General features: G+C 65.1%; 24 protein-coding genes. 22 read left to right on the forward strand and 2 right to left on the reverse strand.

From position 1 onward, the window contains the following. The 22 genes from DFR29_RS08620 to DFR29_RS08725 all read left to right on the forward strand — a co-directional run bounded on the left by DFR29_RS08620 (position 1) and on the right by DFR29_RS08725 (position 23,332). A complete protein-coding gene (locus DFR29_RS08620; protein WP_133818178.1) occupies positions 1–1,026 on the forward strand; it encodes a KpsF/GutQ family sugar-phosphate isomerase in 1,026 nt (341 codons plus the stop codon). Between the two features lie 142 nt (positions 1,027–1,168). Continuing rightward, positions 1,169–1,705 (forward strand): KdsC family phosphatase, encoded by a 537-nt coding sequence (locus DFR29_RS08625; protein WP_133818337.1) that lies wholly within the window; start codon positions 1,169–1,171, stop codon positions 1,703–1,705. Next, complete coding sequence (gene lptC, locus DFR29_RS08630) at positions 1,696–2,277, forward strand: LPS export ABC transporter periplasmic protein LptC (RefSeq protein WP_166653969.1); 582 nt, start codon at positions 1,696–1,698, stop codon at positions 2,275–2,277. The genes DFR29_RS08625 and lptC overlap by 10 nt, the downstream gene beginning before the upstream one ends. Continuing rightward, complete coding sequence (lptA, locus tag DFR29_RS08635) at positions 2,240–2,824, forward strand: lipopolysaccharide transport periplasmic protein LptA (protein ID WP_133818180.1); 585 nt, start codon at positions 2,240–2,242, stop codon at positions 2,822–2,824. The genes lptC and lptA overlap by 38 nt, the downstream gene beginning before the upstream one ends. Further along, on the forward strand, positions 2,824–3,543 hold the full coding sequence (gene lptB / locus DFR29_RS08640; RefSeq protein ID WP_133818181.1) for an LPS export ABC transporter ATP-binding protein: 720 nt from the start codon (positions 2,824–2,826) through the stop codon (positions 3,541–3,543). The genes lptA and lptB overlap by 1 nt, the downstream gene beginning before the upstream one ends. Before the next feature lie 226 nt (positions 3,544–3,769). Next, the gene (locus DFR29_RS08645; protein WP_133818182.1) at positions 3,770–5,230 is read left to right on the forward strand and encodes an RNA polymerase factor sigma-54; all 1,461 of its coding nucleotides are present in this window, start codon (positions 3,770–3,772) and stop codon (positions 5,228–5,230) included. A gap of 136 nt (positions 5,231–5,366) precedes the next feature. Next, a complete protein-coding gene (hpf, locus tag DFR29_RS08650; RefSeq protein WP_133818183.1) occupies positions 5,367–5,696 on the forward strand; it encodes a ribosome hibernation-promoting factor, HPF/YfiA family in 330 nt (109 codons plus the stop codon). A gap of 414 nt (positions 5,697–6,110) precedes the next feature. After that, positions 6,111–6,563, forward strand: coding sequence for a PTS sugar transporter subunit IIA (locus DFR29_RS08655; RefSeq protein ID WP_133818184.1), 453 nt, complete (start codon positions 6,111–6,113; stop codon positions 6,561–6,563). A gap of 8 nt (positions 6,564–6,571) precedes the next feature. Further along, positions 6,572–7,522 (forward strand): HPr(Ser) kinase/phosphatase, encoded by a 951-nt coding sequence (gene hprK, locus DFR29_RS08660; RefSeq protein WP_133818185.1) that lies wholly within the window; start codon positions 6,572–6,574, stop codon positions 7,520–7,522. Then, positions 7,519–8,406, forward strand: coding sequence for an RNase adapter RapZ (gene rapZ, locus DFR29_RS08665; protein ID WP_208113546.1), 888 nt, complete (start codon positions 7,519–7,521; stop codon positions 8,404–8,406). Before hprK ends, rapZ begins: the two co-directional genes overlap by 4 nt. A 154-nt stretch (positions 8,407–8,560) precedes the next feature. After that, positions 8,561–8,953, forward strand: a complete 393-nt coding sequence (locus tag DFR29_RS08670) for a PTS sugar transporter subunit IIA (protein WP_133818187.1) — start codon at positions 8,561–8,563, stop codon at positions 8,951–8,953. Then, positions 8,946–9,215, forward strand: coding sequence for an HPr family phosphocarrier protein (locus tag DFR29_RS08675; protein ID WP_133818188.1), 270 nt, complete (start codon positions 8,946–8,948; stop codon positions 9,213–9,215). Before DFR29_RS08670 ends, DFR29_RS08675 begins: the two co-directional genes overlap by 8 nt. A gap of 129 nt (positions 9,216–9,344) precedes the next feature. Then, positions 9,345–11,075, forward strand: a complete 1,731-nt coding sequence (gene ptsP, locus DFR29_RS08680; RefSeq protein WP_133818338.1) for a phosphoenolpyruvate--protein phosphotransferase — start codon at positions 9,345–9,347, stop codon at positions 11,073–11,075. A 399-nt stretch (positions 11,076–11,474) separates the two neighbouring features. Further along, positions 11,475–11,660, forward strand: a complete 186-nt coding sequence (locus DFR29_RS08685; RefSeq protein WP_133818189.1) for a hypothetical protein — start codon at positions 11,475–11,477, stop codon at positions 11,658–11,660. Between the two features lie 29 nt (positions 11,661–11,689). Continuing rightward, complete coding sequence (locus DFR29_RS08690; protein ID WP_133818190.1) at positions 11,690–12,439, forward strand: right-handed parallel beta-helix repeat-containing protein; 750 nt, start codon at positions 11,690–11,692, stop codon at positions 12,437–12,439. A 93-nt stretch (positions 12,440–12,532) separates the two neighbouring features. Then, positions 12,533–13,636: a class I SAM-dependent methyltransferase gene (locus tag DFR29_RS08695; RefSeq protein WP_243745993.1), complete on the forward strand. Its 1,104-nt coding sequence runs from the start codon at positions 12,533–12,535 to the stop codon at positions 13,634–13,636. Positions 13,637–13,671: 35 nt separating this feature from the next. Then, positions 13,672–15,249: a hypothetical protein gene (locus tag DFR29_RS08700; RefSeq protein ID WP_133818191.1), complete on the forward strand. Its 1,578-nt coding sequence runs from the start codon at positions 13,672–13,674 to the stop codon at positions 15,247–15,249. A 178-nt stretch (positions 15,250–15,427) separates the two neighbouring features. Beyond that, positions 15,428–16,831, forward strand: coding sequence for an MBOAT family O-acyltransferase (locus tag DFR29_RS08705; RefSeq protein ID WP_133818192.1), 1,404 nt, complete (start codon positions 15,428–15,430; stop codon positions 16,829–16,831). A gap of 9 nt (positions 16,832–16,840) precedes the next feature. Then, positions 16,841–17,983 carry a hypothetical protein gene (locus DFR29_RS08710; protein WP_133818193.1) on the forward strand — a complete coding sequence of 381 codons (1,143 nt, stop codon included), beginning with the start codon at positions 16,841–16,843 and terminating at the stop codon, positions 17,981–17,983. 16 nt (positions 17,984–17,999) lie between these two features. After that, positions 18,000–19,841, forward strand: a complete 1,842-nt coding sequence (locus DFR29_RS08715) for a hypothetical protein (protein WP_133818194.1) — start codon at positions 18,000–18,002, stop codon at positions 19,839–19,841. Between the two features lie 58 nt (positions 19,842–19,899). Further along, a complete protein-coding gene (locus tag DFR29_RS08720) occupies positions 19,900–22,128 on the forward strand; it encodes a hypothetical protein (protein ID WP_133818195.1) in 2,229 nt (742 codons plus the stop codon). Positions 22,129–22,138: 10 nt separating this feature from the next. Further along, positions 22,139–23,332 carry an acyltransferase family protein gene (locus DFR29_RS08725; protein WP_133818196.1) on the forward strand — a complete coding sequence of 398 codons (1,194 nt, stop codon included), beginning with the start codon at positions 22,139–22,141 and terminating at the stop codon, positions 23,330–23,332. A 56-nt stretch (positions 23,333–23,388) separates the two neighbouring features. Here DFR29_RS08725 and DFR29_RS08730 read toward each other — a convergent pair whose 3' ends face one another. Beyond that, a complete protein-coding gene (locus tag DFR29_RS08730; protein ID WP_133818197.1) occupies positions 23,389–24,327 on the reverse strand; it encodes a hypothetical protein in 939 nt (312 codons plus the stop codon). Positions 24,328–24,394: 67 nt separating this feature from the next. Next, on the reverse strand, positions 24,395–26,662 hold the full coding sequence (locus DFR29_RS08735) for a hypothetical protein (protein ID WP_133818198.1): 2,268 nt from the start codon (positions 26,660–26,662) through the stop codon (positions 24,395–24,397). Positions 26,663–26,688: the final 26 nt, after the last annotated feature.

The following is a 26,688-nucleotide window of genomic DNA, read 5'->3' on the forward strand; positions in this document are numbered from 1 at the left end:
ATGAATGCACAGATCCTGCCCCTGATCTCGTCCGCCGCGGCACATCCTCCACTCAATACTGCCGCCCTGGTGCAAAGCGCACTGCAGGTGGTCGAGACCGAGGCCAGGGCAATCGAGCTGCTCAAGTCCCGCATCGACGAAAACTTCCTGCGCGCCTGCCAGCTGATGTTCGACTGCAGTGGCCGCGTCGTGGTCTCGGGCATGGGCAAGTCCGGCCATATCGCGCGCAAGATCGCTGCCACCCTCGCCTCCACCGGTACGCCGGCCTTCTTCGTCCACCCGGGCGAGGCCAGCCACGGCGATCTGGGCATGATCACGCAGAAAGACGTGGTGCTGGCCCTGTCCAATTCCGGCGAAACCGACGAACTGCTGACCATCCTGCCGCTGATCCGGCGCCAGGGCATACCGCTGATCGCCATGAGCGGCAACGACAGCTCGTCGCTGGCCCGCCTGGCCGATGTCCATCTCGATGTCAGCGTTCCGACCGAAGCCTGCCCGCTGGGCCTGGCGCCGACCGCCAGCACCACCGCCGCCCTGGTGATGGGCGATGCGCTGGCCGTAGCCCTGCTGGAGGCGCGCGGTTTCACCGCCGACGATTTCGCCCGCTCGCATCCCGCCGGCTCGCTGGGCCGCCGCCTGCTGATGCATATCAGCGATGTCATGCATACGGGCGAGCAGGTGCCGAAGGTCGGCGTGGAATCCAGCCTGTCCGAAGCCCTGGTGGAAATGTCGCGCAAGGGCCTGGGCATGACGGCCGTGGTCGATGCCCAGGACAAGCTGCTCGGCGTGTTCACCGACGGCGACCTGCGCCGCGCCCTGGACGATCACGCCATCGACCTGCGCAGCGCGCCGCTGGCCCGGCTGATGACGACCAAGGCAAAAACCATCACGCCGGACAAGCTCGCCGTTGAGGCGGCACGGCTGATGGAAGATTTCACCATCCATGCCCTGCTCGTCGTCGACCACAGCAACAAGCTGGTCGGCGCGCTCAATATTCACGATCTGCTGCGCGCCCGGGTAGTCTGAACGCTGGCCGCTTTACGGTACTTGCCGGCATGGACGGCGGTGGCGGCTTTGCCGCAGCATGCGCAGCCTGTTGTCATCGCGGCGGCCCGACCCGGTCGCGGCCGCCCTTCCCGCCGCTGCGGCGCGATTGAAAAAATCCATCATGTTCAACGACCTGTCCGCTGAAATCCGCGCCCGTGCCGCGGCCGTCAAACTGGCCGTATTCGATGTCGACGGCGTACTCACCGATGGCCGGCTCTGGTACGCCGCCGACCAGCGTGAGCTGAAGTCCTTTCATGTACACGACGGCCTGGGCCTCAAGCGCCTGCGCAGCAACGGCGTGGAAGTGGCCATCATCACCGCACGCATGAGCCATACGGTGACCGAGCGCATGGCCGAGCTGGGCATCGCCCATGTTTACCAAGGCCAGAAAGACAAGCTGGCCTGCCTGCACCAGCTGTGCGAGGCGCTGCAGCTGACGCTGGACCAGGTCTGCTATACCGGCGACGACCTGCCCGACCTGCGCGCCATGCGCCAATGCGGCCTGGCCATAGGCCCGGCCAACGCCCATGCCTGGCTGCTGCCGCATCTGCACCTGCAGACGCGGCAGCGCGGCGGCGAAGGCGCGGCGCGGGAAGTCTGCGACCTGCTGCTGGCCGCCCAGAACAAGGCCGAGGCCGAACTGGCGCAGTGGCTGTGACGGACGAGTCGCGCCTGCGCCTGATCCTGCTGCTGGCCGTTGTCGCCAGCGCGATCTGGGCTGCGCTGTGGTATCTGCGCCCGCCGGAAGAAGTGCCCGCCTTCGTCGGTCCGCCGCGCTCGAACTACACCCTCGACAATTTCACCCTGCATGCGCTGGACGAGGAGGGCAAACTGAGCTTCACCGTCTCCGCGCCGGCACTGGCGCGACGCAACGACGACGGCTCGCTCTGGGTGGACGCGCCGGATTTCCTCATCGCGGCCAAGCAGGGCGAACCCTGGAAAGGCACGTCGCAATCGGCCTTCGTGACCAAGGACGGCACCCACATGCTGCTGGCCGGCGCCGTGGAAATGCAGCGCGCACCGAGCCCGGAAGCTGCCGAAGCGCACATCGCCACGCGCGATGTCGATGCCTACCCGAAAGAGAACCGGCTCGAGACCGCCGCCGCTGCCACGATCACCCAGCCGGGCTCTATACTGCGCGGCACCGGCATGAAGGCCGATCTCAACACGCACCAACTGGAGCTGCTCTCCGATGTCCATGCTTCGTTCGCGCGCAAGCGCAAGCCTTAGCCTTGTCGCGCTGCTGGCCGTGGCCGCTCCCGCAGCACATGCCCTGAAGACCGATGCCGAGCAGCCGCTGGAAGTGGCAGCGAACCATTTCGCCACCAACCAGAACAAGCACCTCACCATCCTCACCGGCGCGGTCAAGCTGACCCGCGGCACGATGAAGGGCGAGTCGGACAAGGGCACGGTCTACCAGGACGATTCCAACGAGATCAACCGCGTGGTGCTGGAAGGCAAGCCGGCACGCATGCAGCAGCAGCTCGACAGCGGCGGCCTGATGCGCGCGACCGCGGCCAACATCGACTATTCGACCGATTCGTCCACCGCCATCCTCACCGGCAATGCGGTGGTGATCCAGGAAGGCCGCGGCGAATTCCGCGGCGAACGCATCGTCTACAACACCGAATCGGGCGAACTGACCGGCGAAGGCGGTTCCGGTGGCGGCATCACCATGAAAATGCAGCCCAAGCCCAAGACCGACGCCAAGCCGTCGGCCGACAAGGCCAAGCCGGCCGACGCCGCCAAGCCCGCCGCCACGGACAAGCAGAAGTAATGCTCAGCGCGACCGGGCTGAAAAAGCGCTACAAGCAGCGCGAAGTCGTACGCGACTTCTCCTGCCGGGTGGAACAGGGCGAAGTGGTTGGCCTGCTCGGTCCCAACGGCGCGGGCAAGACCACCTGCTTCTACATGATCGTCGGCCTGATCGGCGCCGATGCCGGCAGCATCCGCCTGGACGATACCGACATCACCAGCCAGCCCATGCATGCGCGCGCGCGCATGGGCGTGGGCTACCTGCCGCAGGAAGCGTCGGTATTCCGCCGCCTCAGCGTGGCGCAGAACATTCTCGCCATCCTCGAACTTCGTCCGCAGCTGGATGCCAATGCCCGCGCGGCCGAGCTGGAAAAACTGCTGGACGAGCTGCAGATCGGCCATATCGCCAATTCCAAGGGCGGCAGCCTGTCCGGCGGCGAACGCCGGCGCGTGGAGATTGCGCGCGCGCTGGCCGGCGAGCCACGCTTCATGCTGCTGGACGAACCGTTTGCCGGCGTCGACCCGATCTCGGTCGGCGAGATCCAGCGCATCGTGCGGCATCTGAAAGAACGCGGCATCGGCGTGCTGATCACCGACCACAACGTGCGCGAAACCCTGGGCATCTGCGACCGCGCCTATATCCTTTCCGAAGGCAAGGTGCTGGCCAAGGGCGCACCGGCGACGATACTCGCCAACGAACAGGTGCGCGAAGTATATCTGGGCAAAGAATTCCGGATGTAGCAACGTATACGTTGCCACAGATTGCTTCGCAGAATGCTTTCGACCCGCCTGCGCCGAACCTCCCCTGCGGCGCCGCTGCAATGCCGATCCTCCCTCAATCGGAACGGCTAAGCAAGTTTCGTACTTTCACGTTTCGTTGCGGTTCCCGTTGACCGTTTTCCGCATTAGGATGGCAGCGCGTGGCCACCGCACTGCCGGCCGCGGCACCGCCGATACGGGATCGATGATGAAGCCAGCGTTAAACCTTCGCCTGCACCAGCAACTGGCGCTGACGCCGCAATTGCAACAGGCCATACGTCTGCTGCAGCTGAGCAGCATCGAGCTGGAAATGGAGCTGCGCGAGGCGCTGGAATCCAATCCTCTGCTGGAACTGCCCGAAGAGAACGGCGAGGCGGCAAGCGCCGATAGTCCCGACCAGGCCGAAGCGCCCATCGCGGAGTTCATCGACAACCGCAACAACTCCAGCACCGAAACCAGCAGTAGCAGCGAAAACGACACGCGCGAAAACGAGGAAGAGCGTTTCGACACGCTCGACAACACCTTCGATACGCCGGCGCGCAACGCCCCCTCGGACGACGAATTCGAAAGCCAGGAACCCGAACAGCAGGACCTGCGCGACCACCTGCTCTGGCAGCTCAACCTCACGCCGATGTCGGCGCGCGACCGCGCCATCGCCGTCGCCGTGATCGAGGCAATCGACGACGACGGCTACCTGCACGAGCCGGTCGAAGCGATCCAGCAGGGCCTGGCCAGCCTGTACCAGATCGATGCAGACGAAATCGAAGCGGTACGCCATCGCATACAGCGCTTCGATCCGCTCGGCGTCGCCAGCCGCAATCTGCGCGAATGCCTGCTGGTGCAGCTGGATTCGTTCGAGCCCGACGTCGACGGCCTGGCCATCGCCCGCGCCATCGTCGCCGACCACCTGGAAGTACTGGCCAAGAACGACCGCGCGCGCCTGAGCCGCTCGCTCAAGGCCGGCAGCGACCAGATCGACACCGCAGTGCAGCTGATCCGTGCACTCGACCCCAAGCCCGGCTCCAGCGTGTCCTCGTCCGCCCCTGAATACGTCGCGCCGGACGCCTACGCCTTCCGCAGCGGCGGGCAGTGGCAGGTCAGCCTGGCGCCGGGCTGCCAGCCGCAGCTGGCGATCAACCGCCACTACGAATCGCTGATCGCCCGCGCCCAGCGCGACGACGCCTCCTACCTGCGCGGCCAGCTGCAGGAAGCACGCTGGCTGATCAAAAGCCTGAAGACGCGTGCCGACACCATCCTCAAGGTGGCCCAGTCCATCGTGCGTGCGCAGAGCGCCTTCCTCGACTTCGGCCCCGAGGCCATGAAGCCGCTGGTACTCAAGGACGTAGCGGAAGAGATCGGCATGCACGAATCCACCGTTTCCCGTGTGACCACGCGCAAATTCCTCTACACGCCGCGCGGTACTTTCGAGTTCAAGCACTTCTTTTCCAGCGGCGTTTCCACCGTCGACGGCGGCAGCGCCTCGGCTACGGCGATCCAGGCCATGATCAAGAAACTCATCGAAGCCGAACCCACCGGCAAGCCCTTGTCCGACCAGGGCCTGGCCGAAGAGCTCAACCGCCGCGGCATCAATGTCGCGCGCCGTACCGTCGCCAAATACCGCGAGGCAATGAACATCGCCGCCTCGAACGAGCGTTGCCGGCTTTCCTGAACTTGAACGCCAGCCGGGGAACCCCAATGCCAATAGCAGGTCAGTGCTAACAGACACCCTTTTCGCACGGCGCGCACAGCCGCACCGTGCCGACCGCGTTCCGCGTCAGGAGCGCTCTACCGTAAGGAGAAGCACCATGCAGATCAATGTCAGCGGCCCCAAGGTTGAAGTGACGCCGGCCCTGCGCAGCTATGTCGAAAGCAAGTTCGAGCGCATCCTGCGCCATTTCGACCATGTCCACGACGTCAATGTGACGCTCAGCGTGGAAAAGCTGGTGCACAAGGCCGATGCCACTCTGCACGCCGCCGCCGGCAAGATCATCCATGCCGAGGCCCTGGCCGACGACATGTACGCCGCCATCGACGCGCTGGCCGACAAGCTCGACGTGCAGATCCGCAAGCACAAGGAAAAGCTGACCGATCATCACAAGGGCGAAGCCCTGCGCGCCGCAGAGCGGATTGCCTGAGCATTCTCGCCTGCTAGCAATTGGGCGCCAATTCGCGCCCTACGCAACACCATTCCCAACCAGCCCTCCCCTTTGCCGGGGAGGGTTTTTCATTTGGGGGGTGACTGTACAACCGGGCGCTGCCATCGCCTGGACGAAGGACAGTCGCGCGGAAGTGCCGGCCCCGATCGATCCGCAGAGGGTGAGGAATCGTCGTTCCAAATGCCCATTGGCCGCAAATCCGGTACGACAACGGCATTCGCCCGAGCCTGCTTTCCAGCCCACCGCCCACATGCGCCACGGCGAAACGCCTGAATCGGCCGTTTCGCTCCGTGCATCGCCCATGCGGACGATTCCGCCCCCGACGATTTTCTTCCGCACTGCCGCATAAACCCGCGCTATGATCCGCGCCTTCGCGACTACCCGCCCAGCGGCATGCGCTTCAGCGACCTTCTGAACCCCGAAAGTGTGGTCGCCGACCTGCGCGCCAGCTCGCGCCGGGCTGTATTGGAAACCTTGGCGCAACTGCTCGCTCCGACGGATCAGGCACTGTCCGTACTGGAAGCACTGAGCGAACGCGAGGGACTGGGCTCGACCGCCCTGGGCCAGGGTTTTGCACTGCCGCATGGCCGCAGCGGCGTACTGGAACAGCCCCGCGCCGCGTTTGTGCGACTGCAGCGTCCAGTGCCCTTCGGCGCCGCAGACGGCCAGCCGGTAGACCTGTTCGCCGCCATCGTCACGCCCAGCCATTTCAATACCGGCCACCTGTCGCTGCTGGCCGACATTGCAACCCGTGCCGCAGACCCCGCCACGCTGGCCCGCCTGCGCGATGCCCGCCATGCCAGCGGTCTCTACGCCGAACTGGCACAATGGGGACTGCAAGCCTGAACGCCGCCATGGATAGACTGACTGCACGCCAGCTGTTCGATAGCCTTTGCGAACGTCTTTCCCTGCGCTGGACCGCCGGTTCCCAGGGCAATGGCCGCACGCTCGACCCCGGCGACCATCACGCCCGCCGGCCGTCCATGGTCGGCTATCTCAACGTGATCTATCCGAACAAGGTGCAGATCATTGGCACCGAAGAGCTGAACTATCTCGACGGCCTGGATTCGCGCCAGCGCTGGGAGTCGGTGCAGAAGATCATCAATTACCGCCCCACCGCGCTGATCGTGACCAAGGACCAGACCGTCCCCAGCGACCTGCGCGACGCCGCCGACGAGTCGAATACCCCGCTCTGGTCCAGCCCCAAGCGCGGGCATGAAATCCTCACTTTCCTGCAATACCACCTGGCCCGCCTGCTGGCGCGGCGCGAAACCCTGCACGGCGTGTTCATGGAGGTGTATTCCATCGGCGTGCTGATCACCGGCGAATCGGGCTCGGGCAAGAGCGAACTGGCGCTGGAACTGCTCACCCGCGGCCACCGCCTGGTCGCCGACGACGCCCCGGAATTCACCCAGATCGCCCCTGACGTGATCGATGGCCATTGCCCCGAACTGCTGCAGGACCTGCTCGAAGTGCGCGGCCTGGGCGTGCTCAACGTGCGCGAGATGTTCGGCCATACCGCGGTAAAGCCGTCCAAATACCTGCGCCTGGTCGTGCATCTGCGCCCGCTCAATCCACTCGACGACGTCGATGGCATGAAGCGCCTGACCGGCGATGTCGGCTATCGTGACATCATCGACACGCGCATCCCGCAGATCGCCATTCCGGTCGCGCCCGGGCGCAACCTGGCAGTGCTGGTGGAAGCGGCCGTGCGCAGCCATATGCTCAAGAGCAAGGGCATAGACCCGGCGCAGACCTTCATCGACCGCCAGGCCCACCAGTTGCAGAAACAGGCACCGTGGTGAACGCGAACAGCGACGACATCGGCAACGGCAACGGCGCAGTGCGCCTGGTGGTGCTGTCCGGCCTTTCCGGCGCGGGCAAGACCATCGCCCTGCGCACCCTGGAAGATTTCGACTTCTACTGCGTCGACAACCTTCCCGCCGGCCTGATGCCGGCCCTGGTCGATGCCGTCAGCACCGGCGGCCACCGCCGCATCGCTGTCGGCGTGGATGTGCGCAACCGCAGCGAAGACCTGAACCAGCTGCCGCTGGTGCTGGCCGACCTGGCCCGCATCGGCGTCGACTACCAGCTCATCTTCCTCGACAGCCGCGACGACGTGCTGTCCAAGCGCTTTTCCGACACCCGCCGGCGCCATCCGCTGTCCGCCGACGGCCTGCCGCTGCACGATGCCATCGCCCTGGAACGCAAACTGCTGCGGCCGCTGGCAGCGATTGCCGACCGCGTCGTCGATTCCAGCGAGCTCAACGTGCACCAGTTGCGCCGCCTGATCGCCACCGAGCTGGGCATGGCCGGCGGCGAGCTGTCGTTATTGTTCGAATCGTTCGCCTACCGGCGTGGATTGCCCATCGACGCCGATTTCGTGTTCGATGCGCGCGTACTGCCCAACCCGCACTGGGACGCGGCGCTGCGTCCGCTCTCGGGCAAGGACCGCCCGGTGCGCGAATGGCTGCTGCAAAAGCCCGAAGTCACGCGCTTCCTCGACCAGCTCACCGGCTTTCTGGACGAGTGGCTGCCGCGCTTCGAAGCCGACAACCGTTCCTACGTCACCATCTGCATAGGCTGCAGCGGCGGCCGTCATCGCTCGGTCTACCTGGCCGAACGCCTGGCCGAGCATTTCCGCGGCACGCGCGAACAGGTACTTACGTTCCACCGTGAACTCGAGTGAAAACGCCCCCATATTTCCGGCGACCGGCAACTTTCTTGCAAGCCGCCTCCTATCCCGACCTACCAGGCATTGCGATGGCAACCTTCCAGTTCTGCGCACTTCAGTCCCGCGACCGTGACCGAGGCGCCCGCATTCGTATGGCGGAGCGACAATCGTGAGCGTAGGCGTACTGCTGCTGACTCACGAATGCATGGGCGATGCGCTGGTCAATGCGGCGCATCACGTACTCGGCAACTTCGCCCTGCCGCTGGAAGTGATGGAAGTCGGCGCCTCGGCCGATCCGGAACGGGCACTCGGCGATGCCTCGCAACGCGCCCGCCACCTCGACCAGGGCGAGGGCGTGCTGGTACTGTCCGACCTGTACGGTTCCACGCCGTGCAATATCGCGCAGCGCCTGGCCAGCCTTGGCTTCCGCACCCACTGCGTAAGCGGGCTCAACCTGCCGATGTTGCTGCGCGTGCTGAACTACCCGAATCAGGATCTCGACCAGCTGGCGGAAACCGCCGCCAGCGGTGGACGCTGCGGAATCTGTATCGATCATGCTTGAGCGCGACATTGTCATCAGCAACAAGCTGGGCCTGCATGCCCGTGCCTCAGCCAAGCTGGTGCAGTTGCTGCAAAGCTACAAGTCCAGCGTGTGGCTGCGCTGCCGCGGACGCGAAATCAATGCCAAGAGCATCATGGGCGTCATGATGCTGGCTGCCGGCATCGGTACGCCGGTCAGCATCCGCGCCGAAGGCGCGGACGAGGCCGACGCACTCGCTGCCGTCGTCGATCTGTTCGAACGTAAGTTCGACGAGGGGCAATGACAATCCGGCGGTGACGGCGGCGGGGCTGGACGGCCTGGCCGGCGTCGTCGCCATGGCCGTGAGCGCCTGCCGGGCGTGCCGGGCCAGAACACCGACCACTGCCGACAAGGATCCGTACTACCCGTGAGCATGCGCATCGTCCTCAATGGCATCGGCGCCTCGCGCGGCATGGTCCTGGGACGGGCACGGCTGGTACAGCCCAGCCAGTTCATCATCGACGACACCCTGCTCGAACCCGGCGAGATCGAAGCCGAAGCCAGCCGCCTGCAACAGGCACTGGAAACCGCCCAGACCGAGTTGCGCGCCATCCGCGACAAGCTGCACGGCGCCCTGGCACGGGAAATCGGCGAATTCATCGACGCCCACAGCATGCTGCTGAACGATCCGGAGTTGCTCACCGGCCTGTTCGACCTGGTGCGCCGTGGCCGCTATCGCGCCAGCACGGCGCTGAAAATGCAGCGCGACCGCCTCGCCGCCGTGTTCGAGGCGATGGACGATCCTTACCTGCGCAGCCGGCGCGAAGACATAGACCATGTCATCGGCCGCGTACAGTCGGCGCTGGCGCGGGAAACCAGCCCGGCCGAACGCCAGATCGCCGCGCGCGTCGGCACCATCCTGGTCAGCGACCAGATCGCCCCGGCGGAGATGACCCACCTGACCGAGCAAGGCGTACTGGCCGCGGTGTGCACCGGTTCCAGCGCCCTGTCACACAGCGCCATCCTGGCGCGCAGCATGCGCCTGCCCATGGTGGTCGGCGCGCACGAGGCCCTGGCCGAGGTACACGACGACGACCTGCTGCTGGTCGACGGCGACAAGGGCCAGGTCGTGGTACACCCGACCGCCCAGGATCTCGCCCGCTACCGCCAGCACCAGCGCGACGCGCAGCGGGAAGGCCGCCGCCTGGCCGAACTCGCCCACGCACCGACGCGCACCCGCGACGATGCCAGCATCCGCCTGTTCGCCAATGCGGAACTGACCGGCGACGTAGCCCAGGCCCGCGCCCATGGTGCCGACGGCATCGGCCTGTACCGCACTGAATTCCTGTTCCTGCAGCGCCACCACCTGCCCGACGAAGACGAGCAGTTCCAGGCCTACCGCGACCTGGTACTGGGCATGGGCGGCCTGCCGGTCACCATCCGCACCCTGGATCTGGGCGCTGACAAGGCCGATACCACCGGCCTGGCCCTGACTACCGAACCCAACCCAGCCCTGGGCATGCGCGGCGTGCGCCTGTCGATACGCCGGCCGGCGCTGTTCGCAACCCAGATGCGGGCCATCCTGCGCGCCTCGGCGTATGGCCCGCTGCGCATTCTCGTGCCCATGGTCACCAACGCGCAGGAAATCCTCGCCACGCGGCGCCTGATCCAGATCTGCGCCCGCGACCTGCGCAGCGAAGGCCATGAAGTGGCCGACCATTTCGAACTCGGCGCGATGATCGAAGTACCGGCGGCAGCCATCGCCCTGCCGTTCCTGATCCGCCATGTGGATTTTGTCGCCATCGGCACCAACGACCTGGTGCAGTACACCCTCGCCGCCGACCGCAACAACGACGCCCTGTCCGAGCTGTACGACCCGCTGCACCCGGCCGTGCTGCAACTGCTGTCGGCCACCATCAAGTGCGGCGAGAAGCACGCCAAGCCGGTAAGCCTGTGCGGCGAGATGGCCTCGGACGCGCGCTATACGCCGCTGCTGCTCGCACTGGGCCTGACCGACTTCAGCATGCATACCGGCGCGCTGCTGGAAGTGCGCGACGCCGTCGGCCGCTGCGACCGCGGCCGCCTGCGCAAGCTGGCGCCGCGCCTGCTCAAGGCGGAAGACCGCGAGTCCTTGCTGCAGGTGCTGGCCAAGGCAGCGACCTAGTCGCAGCGCCCGGCCGCGCAGCACACCGGTTGCTGCAGCATGGAGTCGTCGGCCGCTGCGCTGCTACTGCCTGCGTCTGTCAAACCAGTCTGCATGCCAGGCCGAACCATGGCGCCTCCGCGCCAGAGCCGTCGCAGGCCTGCGGCAAAGGCCGATCGCGCTCTTCCGGCGGGCGATGCCGTCGCCGCGTATCGGGTGCTGAGACCCCGGGCCGGCAAAAAAGTACATGCGGTTTCAGCCGACCCGCTGCCGCTCGCGTCGACTCGCTGCAGATCCTGCGACGAGGTCATCGGACACGCACTATCCGCTCCCGCCGACGATCAGATTTCCTAGCTGGCGCAGACGCGGATGGGCTCGTGAAACCCGCTTCGCAACTCACAATGGACTGAGAGGTAATACATGAAACATATCCTGCAATCCCTGCTTGCCGGTGCAGCCTTGCTGCTCAGCAACGCCGCGTTTTCCTGCGATATCACGCTGCCGTCGGGCACCAGCGGAACGGTGATCCAGCAGCGTCTCAATTCGATCAAGTTCCCGGCGTATGCCTCAGTGCAGGTAGCTACAACCTCGGCTCGACCACGTTGACGGTTCCCAACGGGAAAACGCTGAAGGGAATGGGCACGACGCGCGACGATGTCGTCGTCGAATCGTCAGCCACCCGGCTGATCTCCATCGAAAGCAATACCACACTGCAGAATTTCACTTTGCAGCCGACCAGCGGCCACCTGCCGGAATTCGGCGTGTTCTCCTACTACCAGTCTGCCCAGACTGTCTGGGGGCTGCGCCTGAAGGGTTCGCTGATCAACCTTGCCTCGGTCGGCTCCAGCGATGTCAACGTCTGGGATACCTACATGTCCGACAACGGCGGCAGCCCGTCGGCAGATCCGAACGTTTGGATCACGGACTCCACCGATATGGAATTTCCCTGGGGAGCAGTCTACGGCGAGGTCTATCACCCCTGGGGCGGCGGCGATGGCGAGATCGCCGCCTACAATTCCACCAATGTAAGGATCTACGGCACCCAGGTCATCGATTCCGGCGCCAGCGCAATCTATCTGGTCAATTGCGATTCGTGCAGCGTGGAAAATGCAACGCTGCTGCGGGCCGCAGGCTGGGGGCTGGACGTGGTGCAGGGTTCGGACAATTTCACAGCCATCAATAACCTGGTGCAGCAGAGCCAGTACGGCGGTTCGGTGTTCGATCAGCTCTACCAGACCGGCGGCACGTACACCGGCAACACCTTCATCGGCAACAACACCGGCGGCAACGCCAACTGCAATGCCATCAATGTGGCAGGCAACCCCGCAGCCTTGACCCTGAGCGGCAATACGGCGACTCCGGCGCCCCTCACCTGCGTCTATTGAACGTAGAATAACGGCCCCCTGCCCCGCCCCTGCTGGCCTTGCGCTGGTTCGGGCGGGGTATCCGCCGAAGAACTCGACAGAGTGGAAGCGCCCGTGCCCCTCAAGACCCAGCTAGAAACCATCCTGCGCCCGGTGGCGCGGCTGTTGCCCCGGGCCATCAAGATACCGCTGGGCCGCTGGTGGTACGGCCCTGCCGTCGCACCGCCTGACACCTCCAGCTACGACAGGCGGGTCCAGCAGGAAGTCTCGCGCTTCGCCGAGGAAGAAGTCATCAATGACCTTCCTCCCATTTTCCACTATTGGTCAAACACCTATCTGCGACCGCAGCTGGAGAGTTTCGGTTTTTCCTATCCGGAAGACTTCTTCGCACGCATGATCGAGGCGCACGCCCGCGCAAAGGGCAAGAGCGTGCGAATCGTCAGCATCGGCGCCGGCAACTGCGACAGCGAGATGACGATTGCCCGCCTATTGAAGGAACGCGGCATCGCCGACTTCCGTTTCGAATGCCTCGATATTACCGACGCGATGCTCAAGCGCGGCCAGACGCTGGCGAACGAATCCGGCATGGCGGCGAATTTCTCCTTCGTCAACGGCGACTTCAACCGATGGACGCCCGACGGTCACTACGACGTCGTCATGGCCAATCAGAGCCTGCACCATGTGATGGACCTCGAGTCGCTCTACTCGGCCATCCATCAGGCTATCGGCAACGACGGCATCTTCATCACCTCCGACATGATTGGACGCAATGGTCACATGCGCTGGCCCGAGGCGCTGCAGATCGTGCAGGAGTTCTGGAAGGAAATGCCGGAGTCTTACCGCTACAACAAGCAGCTGCGCCGGACCGAGCACGAATTCGGCAACTGGGATTGCTCGGTGGAAGGCTTCGAAGGAATTCGTGCGGAAGAAGTGCTGCCACTGGCGATGCAACGTTTCGGTTTCGATTTCTTCCTGGGCTACGGCAACATCATCGACCCTTTCATCGATCGCGGCTTCGGCCCGCACTTCGATCCGTCCAAGGAGTGGGATCGCAGTTTCATCGATCGCATCCATGCTCGCGACGAGGAAGAAATGCTGTCGGGCCGGATCAAGCCAACCCATGTGCTGGCTGTGATGCGTAGAGACCGGACCGTCACGCCCAAGGTATGGCAGCACATGACGCCCGAATTCTGCGTGCGCCCGCCCACGGGGAAATAGCGTCACGGCGTCTCTGTTCCAATCCGGTACTCACCATGACCGACGCGGCAAACCTGCACTGCTGGACCCGGCGGGAGCGCTACGCGCTGCTGTTCTGCGTGTTCGTCTTCGGCCTCTGGGCCATGTCGCAGGGCCAGAGCAATAACTGGGACCTGCGCAATTACCACTGGTACAACGGCTGGGCCTGGCTCAACGGCCGTGGCGCACTGGACCTCGCCGCGGCGCAGGCGCAGAGCTGGTTCAACCCACTACTGCCCGCAGCACTCTACCTGCTGCTGTCGTCGCTGAAGCCCTGGCTGGGCACCTTCCTGCTGGGCTGTCTGCAGGGTCTGAACCTGCTGCCGCTGCATCGCATCGCACTGCAGCTGCTGCCAGCGCCCTGGCTGCAGCAACGGCGCTGGCTGGCCCTGCTGATCGCCCTGGTCGGCGCAACCGGCGCCACTCAGCGCGGCGAGCTGGGCGCCACCTTCGGCGACAACCTGGTCAGCCTGCCCTTGCTCGGTGCGCTGGCCTTGCTGCTAGGCGCACCGGCACGCGACTGGCGCCGTCCGGTACTCGCCGGCCTGCTGCTGGGCCTGGCCGTCGGGCTGAAACTCACCGCCGCTCCGATGGCGGCCGGCATCGTGCTGGCCGCGCCGCTGCTCGCCGCCGATGGCACTGCGCGCCTGCGCCTGTTCGTTTGCGTCGCCACCGCCGCACTGGCGAGCTTCCTGCTGGTCCACGGCCACTGGATGCTGGAGCTGTACCGTCAGTTCGGTAATCCACTCTTCCCCATGTTCGGAAATTTCTTTGGCGGCGACTTCACGCCGCCGTTCGAACTGCGCGACGACCGCTGGCTGCCGCGCACTGCGTGGCAATGGCTGTTCTACCCGCTGGCCTGGGCCAACAATCCGCGCCATGTGTCCGAGCTGTGGTTTCTCGACCTGCGCATACCGCTGCTGTTCCTGGCCGTGCTGGCCCTGCCGCTGTGGTGGCGGCGCGCGCGCGATCAGTCGCCACGGCCTCAGGGCCTGCGCTTTCTGCTCGCTGCCGTCGCCGTCGGCTATGGGCTGTGGCTGCTGCTGTTCGGCTATTACCGCTATCTGGTGCTGCTGGAAATGCTGGCGCCGCTGCTGCTGACTCTGGCGCTGCTGACCCTGCGTTCGCGCCTGCTGCTGCCGGCCCTGTGCACGGCGGTGGTCCTGCTCGGCCTGGCCACGCGGCCGCCGCGCTGGGGGCGGACGGCACACTACGCCGAGCATTACGTCGAGGTGCAGCTGCCGCCGCATGCCGACTATGCCCAGGCCATGATCGTGTTCGGCGGCGGCGAGCCGCTGAGCTTCATCGCGCCGTCGTTTCCGTCCAGCGCGCGCTTCGTGCGCATCGCCGGCAACCTGGTCGGCCCGCCGCAACCGGAATGGGCGCTGGACCGGGCCGCCCGCAAACACTTGCAGCAGCACGCGGGACCGCTCTATCTGGTGGCGCTGGAACTCGACAGCGAATTCCTGCGCGAGGCGCTGCTGCGGCAGCAGCTGGCCATCGTCGCCGGCAGCTGCGCGCCCATCGACAGCAACCTGTTCCGCAAGGAACGCCTGCCGCAGCTGTGTGCACTCCAGCGTATGCCCAAAGCGTGACCTGCTTAACCAAGCACAAACCCGGCGCTGCACCGGCCGGTGCTAGACTTCGGCGCCGCTGGGTCCCGCTATGCCGTTGATTGCGAAGGATTCGCCGCCAAGGCTACCGGATCGCCCAGCAGTCTCGGCCCAGTTTTCCCCTTTTTGTATCCGAACCTGACCGGCAGCCTGGCCCCGCATGCTTTTCAACTCACTGCATTTCGTCGTCTTCTTCGTCATCGTGCTGGCGCTGAACCAGAGCCTCAGGCCCTGGCCGACCGCACAGAAACTGATGCTGCTGGCCGCGAGCTATTACTTCTACGGCCAGTGGAGCTGGATGTACCTGGGCATCATTGTGTACTCCACCTTGCTCGACTACAGCATCGCGCGGGGCATGGTGCGCGTATCGCGACCACGCTATCTGTTGCTGCTGAGTCTTTTTACCAATCTGGGGCTGCTCGCCTTTTTCAAATACGCGAACTGGCTGATCGAGAACTGGAACCTGGCCAGCGGCGCCGCCGGTGTCGCGCTGCAGATCACGCCGATGGATATCGTGCTGCCGGTGGGCATTTCCTTCTATACCTTCCAGAGTCTGTCCTACACCATCGACGTCTATCGCGGCATCAGCCAGCCGCGGCGCAATCTGCTCGACTACGCCCTGTTCGTATCGTTCTTCCCGCAGCTGGCCGCCGGGCCCATCGTGCGCGACTACGAATTCTTCAAGGAACTCGACGGCGACAAGCACGTCGATGCGGGCGACGTACAGCGCGCGCTGGTGCTGATCGCATTCGGCTTCGTCAAGAAAATCGTGTTCGCCGACAACCTCGCGCTGTATGCCGACCCCATCTTTGCCAACCCGGCGCAGCACGGTTTCTGGGACAGCCTGCTCGCGGTCTACGCCTTCAGTTTCCAGATCTACTGCGATTTCTCCGGCTATACCGACATCGCCATCGGCCTGGCCCTGCTGCTGGGCTTCCGCTATCCGCAGAACTTCAACTATCCCTATTTCGCCGACAGCGTGCAGGAGTTCTGGCGCCGCTGGCATATGACCCTGTCGCGCTGGCTGCGCGACTATCTGTATATCTCGCTGGGCGGCAACCGCCACGGCAATCTGCATACCTACTTCAACCTGATGCTGACCATGCTGCTCGGCGGCCTCTGGCACGGCGCGAGCTGGAATTTCGTTATCTGGGGCGGGCTGCACGGCGGCTATCTCGCATTCGAGCGCGCAGTGCTGTTCCGCCTGCCGTTCTGGAACGCAGACACGGCGCTGATGCGCTGCCTGCGCTGGCTGCTCACCTTCAACCTGGTCTGCTTCGCCTGGATCTTCTTCCGCGCCAAGACCTTCGGCGATGCACAAACGCTGATCGGCAACATCATCCACAGCAGCCCGCTCGCCTTCGACCAGGGCGCACACCTGGGCATGCTGGTGCTGTTGCTGGCCATGCTGGCAGTGCACCTGCTCGGCGGCTGGAAAGGCTTCAAGGACTACCTCGGCCGCGAGCGTGGCCCGGTCTTCGCCGTCACGCTGGCAGCCATCGGCCTGCTGCTGATCTGGTTCACGCCAGCAGCGACCGTGCCTTTTATCTACTTCCAGTTCTGAGCGATGCCGATGAAGACCTTGCTCAAATTCGTCGCGCCGCTGGTGCTGATCCTGCTCTGCGAAGGCCTGTTCCGCCTCGGTGCGTGGGAGCCCATGACCAAGCCCGAGAGCCACGCAGGCACCAGCGTGCGGGTCAAGCGCGCACTGCAGGATCCGGCGCTGCAAAAGCTCGATTTCGTCACCCTGGGCAGCTCGCGCCCGGTCTACGGCATCGACCACGAAGCGCTGGCCGCGCTGGCGCAGCAGCATGGCTATCTGCATGCCAACCTGAGCATGCCCGGCTCGCACTGGCTCACCATCGACGTGGTCACCGACTGGCTTGCGCGGCACCGGCCAGCCTTGCGCGGCGGTGTCATCGCGACGGATCTCACCTCGTTCCTGTATGCAGGCAACGGCAGCTACGAGCTGGGCATTGCCGCGCCATTCCGCACCTTCGCCGACGATGCCACGGTCGCCGTGCACGTGCCATTCGAACTCAAGGACATGGCCAGCTGGGGTACGCATTCGGCGCTATACCAGTATCGCGAAGACATCCAGGATTTCGTGCGCCACCCGCGCCAGCGCCGTTCCGCACTGCAATGGTGGCGAGAGCGTCCGGCCGAGGAAATCATATTGCGCAATGCCAGCGATACGCGCGACATGTGCGCCTTCGGCGTGGATACGGTCGCGGCCTGCGACAAGGTGGAAGCCTCGACCGATCCCGCAGCCGACGGCCTCAAGCACCAGTGCAAGGAACTGCGTGGCGCCCTGGCCGGGCGCGCCGACTTCAGCGCGCAGGCGCGCCAGCAGCCCATGCCCGAGTACATGCAGCGCACGCGCGACGCGATCCGCAATCGCCTGAATGCGCTGCGCTGGCAGCAGCCGCCGGTAGTCGTGCTGATGCCGCTGACCGGCGCCTGGAAAGAAGTCAGTCCGCTTGGCCTGCACGAGTGGACGCTGAGCGTTCTGCAGCCGCTGGCCGACAGCGGACGCATCCGCCTCATCGACGCGACCGACTTTCTGCAAGATGATGCAAATTCCACCTGTCGCTATTATTTCGATTTCTACCACCAGAACGATGCCGGCCGGCAGCAGCTGATGGGCAGACTGCTGCCGCTGCTCGGTGCGGCGCTGTATCCAGCGTCCAGCAGCGGCACGGCGGCGGCACCATGACGAGCAGCGCCGCGGCATGAGCGCGGCCGCGCCCGGCTGGCGCGAGCGCGCAGGGGTCGACCTGCCCGGCCGCCTGCTCGCCGGTACGTTCCTCGCCGCTGCAGCGCTGTACCTGCTCACCGCATTCTGCGCGGTGGTCAATTTCGCCTGGCTGCAGCCGCTGTTCGACCAGTTCCGCCTCTACGATATTTATCTGTCGCAGCCGTTTCCCGACAACGTGCTGCAGCTGGAAAACGGCCACCGGCCGATAGTGCCGGCGCTGCTGCGCCTGGCCGAAATCCATGCCTTCGCGGCCAACCAGAAACTGCAGGTCGTGCTGGGTACGGGCTTCGCCTTTGCCACGGCGCTGACGCTGGCGCTGCTGGCCTGGCGCGCGCCGCTGCCGCTGCCGGCACGCGCTGCCGGCGTCCTCGCCAGCGTGATCGGCGTGCTCTGGCTGGCCAACGCACGCATGCTGCTGCACGGCAACGAAGCCGTGCACGCCTACCTGGTCGCCCTTTGCGTGGTAAGCGCAGCACTGTGCTGCTACCGCGCGGGCCGCGATAACGCAACGCTCTGGCTGGGCCTCGCCAGCCTGTGCTGCGGCCTGGCCACTTTCAGCTTCGGCGGCGGCATTGCGTCATTCGTCGCGGCCATCCTGCTGGCCTGGCTGCAGCGCGTGAACCTTCGTGCCCTGCTGTTGCCGGCAGTGACCCTGTTCGCCTGCATCGGCGTCTATCTGTTTGTCCTGCCGGGCGACGCGAGCGTGCGCGAACAACTCGATATGCGGCCGCTGGCCCTGGCAGGCATGACTGCGCGCTGGCTGTCCTCGCCCTGGATCGTCGCCTGGCTCGGCCTGGGCGATGCCGACCTGTATGGCTGGGCACAGGACTACGTGCGTGCACAGCCGCTGTCCGCCGCCATGATCGCCCTGGCCGAAGCGCCGCAACGCTGGACCGGGCTGCGCTGGACACAAACAGGTAGTGTCGGCATCGGCGCCGCAGGCATCGCCACCTTCGGGCTGTTGCTGCTGCGACGCCTGCGCCAGCGCGAAAAACCGGACCGGCTGGAAACCGTCGCACTGGGCCTGTGCCTGTTTGCCCTGGCCACGGCGCTGGTGGTCTGCCTGGGCCGCCTGCAGTATCTGCAGCAATGGCCGATGCAGGCCTTTGCCGACCGCTATCTGGTATGGCCTTGCCTGTTCTGGCTGGGGCTGGCCCTGCTGCTGTTGCGCAGCATCGCGACACACCTGGGCAAAGCCGCACTGCACTGGGCATTGCTGCCTTGGCTGATACTGCCCGCCATCGCCTGGCCTGCACACGAACTGTGGACAGGCTGGGGCGCCAGCGTCTATCGCAATCTGCAGCAGTCAGCCGCATCGGCGCGTGCCGATGCGCTGGACGAACGCCATTTCGGCAGCAACCCTGCCGTGGCCGCAGATGTCACTTTGCGCACATTGCAATTTTTTCGCAACCGCCGCCTGGCCATGTATGCCGAACCGGGCAGCGACTGGCTGGGCCAGCAATTCCGCGGCGGGCTGCAAGCTGCCGGCACGCGCATCGCCGCCCACGCCCACACGCGGGAAGCGCTGCGCGATATGCGCGACGGCAGCCCCATTGCGCATTTCGACGGCTGGATCAGCTCTGGCGTACGCGCAGCCCACAAAACCGGCGAACTGGTAGTGCTGGACGCGGACAGCTACGTCGTCGGCTTTGCCGAGTTCAGTTTCATCCAGCCGATGGCCGCAGCCCTGCGCCTGGACCTGCCCAGAAAACGCGGCTACGACGGCTACATCCGCCATTACGACCCCGCGGCGCGCTACCGCCTGGTGCTGCTGCGCGATCTCGACGCAGATGGCGTGCTGTTGTATGAGTTCTAGCCACCCAACGCCGCCAACGCCGCCAGCGGCGTACTTGCGTCCGTATCGAGCCTGAGGAATGAGCACAACCACCCTGCCACCGGCTACTCGCACCGGCACACCGCCGCAACCCGCGGCGTATCGCCATGTCATCGCCGTGGGCGGCGCACTGGCTGCCTGCGCCATCGTCGCCTGGGGCCTGATCGTGCCAGGGCCGTTCGACTGGCAGCTGTCCCTGCCGCAAACCGTCGAAGGCGGCGCCGAAGCCATTTTGCTGATGCTTGCACTGGCCCTGCTGCAGGCCGTGCCGGGGCAGTCCTGGCGTCTGGCACTCAGTGGCGCCGTGGCCGCGCTCTACCTGCGCCGGCACGGTGTCGATGCGGCGGTGCTGCTGACCGTGTTCTATCTCGAATTCGCCATCGCCCTGGGCGCTGCAGTGCAGCGCGCCGCCGGTGCGGGCCTGCCGCGCAGCATCGAAGACTATCTGCGCTGTTTCCTGCTCGGCCTCGCTGCCTGGAGCGTGAGCGCCTGGAGCCTTTCCGCTTTCGGTCAGGGCCGCGCCCTGGATCTGCGCTATCTCAGCCTGCTGCTGCTGATTCCCGCACTATGGGCACGCGCACGCCCGCTGAGCCTGCACCTGTGGGCACGCAGCCAGCGCTGGGCCTGGGGCGAGCGTGCCTTGTTCGCCGTGCTCGCCGGCTGGATGCTGGTGCTGTATGCGCGGACCGAAGTGGCCTTCAGCTTCGATGGACTCTGGTACGGCCTGCGCCCGGAAGATGTACTGACCGCCGACGGCTCGGTGTTCGACGCGCTCGCACTGGTTTCGCCAGTGCATTATTTTCCCAAACTGTACGAAGTATTCCTGTTGCCGCTGAGCGGCCTCGGCGATGCCAGCGCACTGTCCGGCGTGACCATCCTCGTGCTGGGCCTGATTGCGCTGACCAGCGCGCGCATTGCCGCGCGCCTGGGCATCGCCAGCCGGCGCGCGCAGCTGGCCCTTGGCGCACTGGTACTCAGCCTGCCGGCCCTGGCCAATGCTGCGCTGGAACCCAAGCCCGACATTCTCTGCGCGCTGGCCCTGCTGCTGGCCTGGCTGTTCGGCGGCGACTGGCTTTTGCAGCGCCGCCCCGGCGATCTGGCCTGGGCACTGAGCGCAGCCGCCATTGCGCTGTCGTCCAAGCTGATCGCCGTGCCCTATCTTGGCCTGCTCGGCATCGCCCTGGCCGCAGGCTGGCGTGCCTGCGCACCCTCGCCCGCGACGACGCCGGCCGCGACATCGCAGCGCCTGGCCTGGATAGCCCTGGCGCTGGCCACGACGGCAGCCGCCTTCGTCATGGCACGTACCTGGCTGCTCGCCGGCATGCCGACCATAGGTCCCGACCCGCTTTACAAACTGTGGACAATGCTCGGATTCCACCTGCACGAACCGGCCGGCACCATGACCTGGGCTACGCCGCAGCAGTGGGACCAGGTACCCGGCCTTATCCTGGACTGGCTGCTGCGCCCGCACCGCATGGAACACATCGCGATCAGCTGGCCCGGCAATGTCTGGTTATGGCTGCCGCTGTGCGGCCTGCTGCTGCGCAACCCGACACAGCACAGTGCCGCGCCTGCCGGCGCGTATCGCCTGAGTGGCGCAGCGCTGGCGCTGTGCGGCGCCGTGCTCGCGCTGGGCTGGCAGTACCACGCCCGCGGCAGCGACGGAAACTACTTCATCGTCGCCGTAGTCGCGGCGAGCACACTGGGTTTTGCCTTCGCCTGGCGCTGCGCCGGCAGCGCGCGCGCGCCGCGCGCCAGTCTGCTCGGCATCGTGCTGCTGTTTGCGGCGTTCCAGGCCGGCTATGCCTTCGTCAGCGCGGCCTGGACACCGGGTACGCGCGCTTTCGATCTGGATTTCCTGCGCAGCCCGCGCGACCTGCGCCAGGCCGACGAAGAGGCGCTCAAGAGCGCCACGCTGCAGGACATCGCCTATTTCCTGCGCGCCCGTGACCATGTCGCCCGCGTCATCGGCTGTGCGCCGTTCCGCCCGGGAGTCGCCTTGCCGGCGCGTTTCGAAGACCTGCCTGCCATCACTCTGTCGCGGCCCGAATACACGCGCAACCCTGCTGCGGTACTTGCCTATATGCGCCGTTTCGGCATCCAGTATCTGCTGCTGCCGCGGCCAGATCCGGACAAACCCGAAACGGTACACACCGCCGACGACGATCTGTGCAAACCCGGCCAAGGCGCTCCTGCGGGAACGCGCCTGCTGATCGAGAGCACACGTTTCCGCCTGCTCGAACCCGTGCCCGCCACCGCGGCGCACTAGGAAGCAACAAATGGAAGATTTCCACTGGATACTGCTGGCCCTGACCCTGATCGCCGCCGCCCGCGCTTGGCTAGGCCCGCCCCCCGTGCGCATCGAGACCGCCGCCGCGCCGGTGCGGCGCTGGCGCAGCCTGGGCCAGGCCATGGCCGCGCCGGGCGACAATCTGTTGCTGCTGCGCCTGCTCGCTGCCTCGGCGGTGATCTACGGCCATAGCTACGCGCTGTGCGGCATTCCCGGTGCGGTCGACCATATTGCGCGGCATAACTGGGGCTACGGCCTGTATTCCGGCTCCATCGCGGTGCAGGTGTTCTTCGTCGTCAGCGGCTTTCTCGTCAGCGGCGCCTGGCTGCGCCGGCCCGACCTGGCCTTCTTCCTGCGCTCGCGCGTGCTGCGCATCGTGCCGGCTTACCTGGCCTGCCTGGTCATCAGCGCGCTGGTCCTCGGCGGCCTGCTGACCACCTTGCCGCGCAGCGACTATTTCGCCCACGCGGACACCTGGCGCTACATCTGGAAAAATCTCACTTTCAGCACCGAAATGGCCTGGACTCTGCCTGGCGTATTCACCGGCAACCCGCTGCCGAACACCGTCAACGGCTCCCTCTGGACCCTCGTCGTCGAAGTGCGCGTCTACCTGTGGCTGGCCATCTTCGGTCTGCTCGGCCTGCTCGACCGGCGCGAGCGGCTGTTCTACGCCCTGGCCATCCTGGCTGCGTACCTGTACGCGCCGCTGACCCTGCCGATGATGCCGATGAACGAATTCCTGCGCCTGGGCGGCTTCTTCGCCGCCGGCTGCGCCTTCTATCGCTGGCGCGACGACATTCCGTTCCACGGCGGCCTTGTCGTCGTACTCGCCGCGCTGGCCGTGATCGCCCACGGCAGCGAATGGTTCATGCCGCTGTACGGTCTGGCGCTGGCCTATGCCGTGTTCTGGTTTGCCTACGGGCCCCGGTTCCTGCTGTTCTTCAACCGGCTGGGCGACTATTCCTACGGCGTCTATCTCTGGGGCTTTCCACTGCAGCAGCTCGTTGCGCTATGGCTGCCCACGCCGACACCGACGCGTATCACCCTGATCGCCCTGCCGCTGGCGCTGATCGCCGGCGCCTTGTCCTGGCATCTGCTGGAACAGCCCATGCTGCGTTTCAAGCGCCGGCGTGCGGCGGAGTCTTTCCCCGCGCCGACACCGGCACCGGCAGGCGCGGCATGATGCGGCGCCGGCGCCTTGGCGCCGGCGTACTCCCATAATGAATCTTCGCCTGGAAATTAACCGGCCGGCGCATTGCGCGATGAGCGCGCAATGCGCCGGCGCCGCCAATAGTTCACTTTTAGGATAACTTCCGGCGCTTTCGGCTCGTTGCACTGTGCCTGGTACGGTTCCGGTATGGTTCGCTCGAGATAGCCTTGCGCAATGGGAATAGGCTGCCGGCTGGCGGCAAACCGGTAGAGTATCGCTGCCAAAACCAGAGCAGCGGCGTAGACGAGATCGACCCAGCCTGAGTATTCGTGGATTCGCGACCAGGAGCAGTTGACGAACTCCAGCACTGGTCCGCTGCAACTCCCCGGGACGAAACTCGCCACGGCAAGGAAATAGCCCGCAATCGCCAGTGCCGCCAGCAAGAAGGTCGTCGCCCACCGCGGCGTGGAATAGCTGCCGGCAACCGCCCAGGGTTGCTGGCGTTCCAATACCAATGTATCGGTAGCAAGTTTCGGCAACGATTTCAGGTGCAGCACTTCCGCCAGATTCAACGGCGTTTCCGCGTCTCCCGACGCCGCTCGCTCGTCCTGCGCAGCGACCAGTGCCGGCTGCAGCTTGGCGACGACCTTGCTCATGATTTCCGGCGCATCCAGTTCGAACAACCAGGTATCGAGTGCCGGAAGCGTATCGAAATAGATATCCCAGATACCTTTGTGGAGCTTCGTGCTGTCTTCCTTGATGTCCTTGGGGCCGGCACGGATCGCCGTGTTCTGCAGATCGTCATGCGGGAAGACCTCGATACGCAGGCGGTATCCGCCGTCCAGGTCCACGTCTTCCAGATTTTGCAGGAATACACGCAACCGCTTCTTGTCGCCGGCGCCGATGCCGCGTGTGCTGTACAACGCGATGGAATGCTTCGATATGTAGCCCAGAAAGCGATAGCCGAACAGAAAGTAGATCAGCCAGGGAAGAATCTGCAGGAACAGCAGAAACAGAGGATTGATCATCGGGCAGTATTCCTTCAATTTGCCGCAAAAAATGCCAGGCACACACCAGACTTCGCCCAAGGCGCGCTCAGTCGTCGTTGGCTTCGTCGCGGGGAACCACCTGCCCGGTAGAGAGAGGTGCGCAAGGCGTATTGTGTCTGCGCTTGCGATGCCAGATCTGCCACTCGGCAGCCAGTGTGCGGATGCGTCTGCTGGAGGCGCGTTCCATAGTGCCGTAGGTTCCGACAGCCTTGGTTTCGTGGGCGCGTAACGCATAAGACCAGGGCCGCAACAGGCCGGAAATATGCGGACTGGTCTCTCTGACCAGGGGACCGGCCTGGACAACCAGCCAGCCTTCTTCGGGCGCCTTGTCGCGCAGGTGAATCCAGTACCTCGACGTCCGCCCTTGGGTCCTGCGTCGATAGATTTCCGCACCGGAGAGCTCGCGGTAGCTGGGCGGATTGGTGTCGACGCTGTCTTTCACGTCCGGCCACCTGTCGCCGATTATTTCCAGTGCCAGATCGAACTGGCGCGTATAGACGAGAGGCGAATTCGTCGCAACCGTGCGCACCTTGGGCAAGGTAATGCCGAGCAATTCCTCCGCCCTGTCGTTGGCACGCACGATCTGCTCGCCGTCGATCATGGTCTCTATCACGCCGGTCTGCAGGCTGCGGAAAATCACCAGATCGCTGCGCACGGCTTCGTCTTCGCGCCGCTTGATGACGCCCATGATGGTGAAGGCGGCATAAGCAAAGCCGCTGATTCCCAGCACGATGGTCAACAGCGACTGGCGACTGCCCAGGCCGCGGCTTTTTGCCGGCGAAACCACCAGTGCCTGCATCTTGTTTTCGCTGACTTTGCCGATCGGCACGATAAACGCTGCTTCGCCGGCAACGTCGATGCTGCGCACGGTCTGGGAGATTTCCGCAATGCCCGACTTGCTGGCGTCAATCGCGGCCGTCAGAGCCCTGCGGTCGTAGTACGGCGGTGCAATCGTCAAGTTGATCGAATCGACCTGGGTCGCGCCGTTGTGCATCGATACGGTGATCGGCTCGATCTGCAGAAAGCGGTTGGATACCAGGCGTTTGAGCAATTCCTTGTTCTGGGTAATGTTCAGCGTGAGGTCGGCGCATACGGCACCGAGAAACACGCTGGAGTCGCCTCGCCCTAGCCATAGCGGCCTGCATTCCGTGCTGACCAGACCGTTGCCGCCGAGGTCGAGATAGGCCCGGGTCCGCACCGGCGAACGCGAGCCTTCGACGATGAACGGTCGCATATAGGCCGCTGCAGACCACTGGCGGGTGCGCGGCAAATCCTTGATCGGATCGCCGTCGACGGTCCAGATGCGCAGGAAATTGTCGGGTGAAATGAAATAGGCCTGGCGCAGCTCTGCCCCCTCCAGCAGCGACGTCACGGCGCTGTCGCCGGGTGGCCCAGTACCGTCGGCGCCGCCGACCTCGCCGTCAGCGGCGACTGCCGTTGTCTTGTCGCCGACGATGGCCATGGCGTTGACAATGGCGACATCGATGAGTTTGGCAACTCCGGCGATTTCCTTGGCGTCGCCTTCCCAGTCGGGTATCCAGTCGGCCAGGACTTTCGCTTCCTTGACGAGCCTATGATCCTGGATGCGAGCGGCGACGGCGAAATCGGTCAACTGTGCCGGGATCAGGCTGGCAGGGCTGCCAGGGCGGCGAAACACCTCGCAGGCGGCCTGACCAACACCGTGCGATTTGGCCACGGCAGGATTGGTCGAGTCGGGGCAGGGAATCATGACCTCGCTATTTTTCTCTGTGCGCGCCGTGGCAATGCTCTGCAGCGCAGCCCGCATCCACGCACAACGCCGGCCCTCGTCGCCGGCGGCTCCAGCCCACAAACCCAGCAGCAGATCGCGCACACCGCCGGTAAGCTTCTCGCCACAGTTGCCTGGTTCCTGCGATTGGTCATACGGCAGTGCATTGATATCGAGCGCCAGAGCGAACAAACGGTCTACGGTCTGCAGCAGCGCCTCTTTTTGCCGGCACGCGAGCAAGGGCGAACCGGACACACAATGCACGTCATCGACCTGGTAGTTGATCGTTCCGAGCAGTCCGGCCACCACGCCGGGATAAGGCAGCTCGCGCTCTTCCTGGCGCACACCGAAGGTCTTGGTGAAAAGCTCCTGGTCCTGCTGAATCGCCTGCGCCCGCTCGATCAGCAGCAGGCGCAGCGCCGCCGCAGCGACGAGTGCACAGGCAACCGCCAGTATCAGATAGAGCACGCCTTCGTTGCGGGCACGGCGGGAAGTCGACTGCAGGCGCTTGAGCAAACGCCGCCAAGACTCGGCAGATACCGCGCTTGAAAACGACAGGAAGCTCATGCTGCACGATCCTTTGCTCGCCGGGT

The sequence above is a fragment of the Tahibacter aquaticus genome (assembly GCF_004363655.1).
Lineage (GTDB): Bacteria > Pseudomonadota > Gammaproteobacteria > Xanthomonadales > Rhodanobacteraceae > Tahibacter > Tahibacter aquaticus.

Coding starts and splice junctions, on each gene's coding strand:
- DFR29_RS08620 (WP_133818178.1), top strand. CDS start 1: ATGAATGCACAGATCCTGCCCCTGATCTCGTCCGCCGCGGCACATCCT.
- DFR29_RS08735 (WP_133818198.1), bottom strand. CDS start 26,662: ATGAGCTTCCTGTCGTTTTCAAGCGCGGTATCTGCCGAGTCTTGGCGG.
- lptA (WP_133818180.1), top strand. CDS start 2,240: ATGTCCATGCTTCGTTCGCGCGCAAGCGCAAGCCTTAGCCTTGTCGCG.
- DFR29_RS08690 (WP_133818190.1), top strand. CDS start 11,690: ATGGGCACGACGCGCGACGATGTCGTCGTCGAATCGTCAGCCACCCGG.
- hpf (WP_133818183.1), top strand. CDS start 5,367: ATGCAGATCAATGTCAGCGGCCCCAAGGTTGAAGTGACGCCGGCCCTG.
- DFR29_RS08720 (WP_133818195.1), top strand. CDS start 19,900: ATGAGCACAACCACCCTGCCACCGGCTACTCGCACCGGCACACCGCCG.
- DFR29_RS08685 (WP_133818189.1), top strand. CDS start 11,475: ATGAAACATATCCTGCAATCCCTGCTTGCCGGTGCAGCCTTGCTGCTC.
- ptsP (WP_133818338.1), top strand. CDS start 9,345: ATGCGCATCGTCCTCAATGGCATCGGCGCCTCGCGCGGCATGGTCCTG.
- DFR29_RS08675 (WP_133818188.1), top strand. CDS start 8,946: ATGCTTGAGCGCGACATTGTCATCAGCAACAAGCTGGGCCTGCATGCC.
- hprK (WP_133818185.1), top strand. CDS start 6,572: ATGGATAGACTGACTGCACGCCAGCTGTTCGATAGCCTTTGCGAACGT.
- DFR29_RS08710 (WP_133818193.1), top strand. CDS start 16,841: ATGAAGACCTTGCTCAAATTCGTCGCGCCGCTGGTGCTGATCCTGCTC.
- DFR29_RS08645 (WP_133818182.1), top strand. CDS start 3,770: ATGAAGCCAGCGTTAAACCTTCGCCTGCACCAGCAACTGGCGCTGACG.
- DFR29_RS08725 (WP_133818196.1), top strand. CDS start 22,139: ATGGAAGATTTCCACTGGATACTGCTGGCCCTGACCCTGATCGCCGCC.
- DFR29_RS08715 (WP_133818194.1), top strand. CDS start 18,000: ATGAGCGCGGCCGCGCCCGGCTGGCGCGAGCGCGCAGGGGTCGACCTG.
- DFR29_RS08705 (WP_133818192.1), top strand. CDS start 15,428: ATGCTTTTCAACTCACTGCATTTCGTCGTCTTCTTCGTCATCGTGCTG.
- lptB (WP_133818181.1), top strand. CDS start 2,824: ATGCTCAGCGCGACCGGGCTGAAAAAGCGCTACAAGCAGCGCGAAGTC.
- DFR29_RS08730 (WP_133818197.1), bottom strand. CDS start 24,327: ATGATCAATCCTCTGTTTCTGCTGTTCCTGCAGATTCTTCCCTGGCTG.
- DFR29_RS08655 (WP_133818184.1), top strand. CDS start 6,111: ATGCGCTTCAGCGACCTTCTGAACCCCGAAAGTGTGGTCGCCGACCTG.
- DFR29_RS08700 (WP_133818191.1), top strand. CDS start 13,672: ATGACCGACGCGGCAAACCTGCACTGCTGGACCCGGCGGGAGCGCTAC.
- DFR29_RS08625 (WP_133818337.1), top strand. CDS start 1,169: ATGTTCAACGACCTGTCCGCTGAAATCCGCGCCCGTGCCGCGGCCGTC.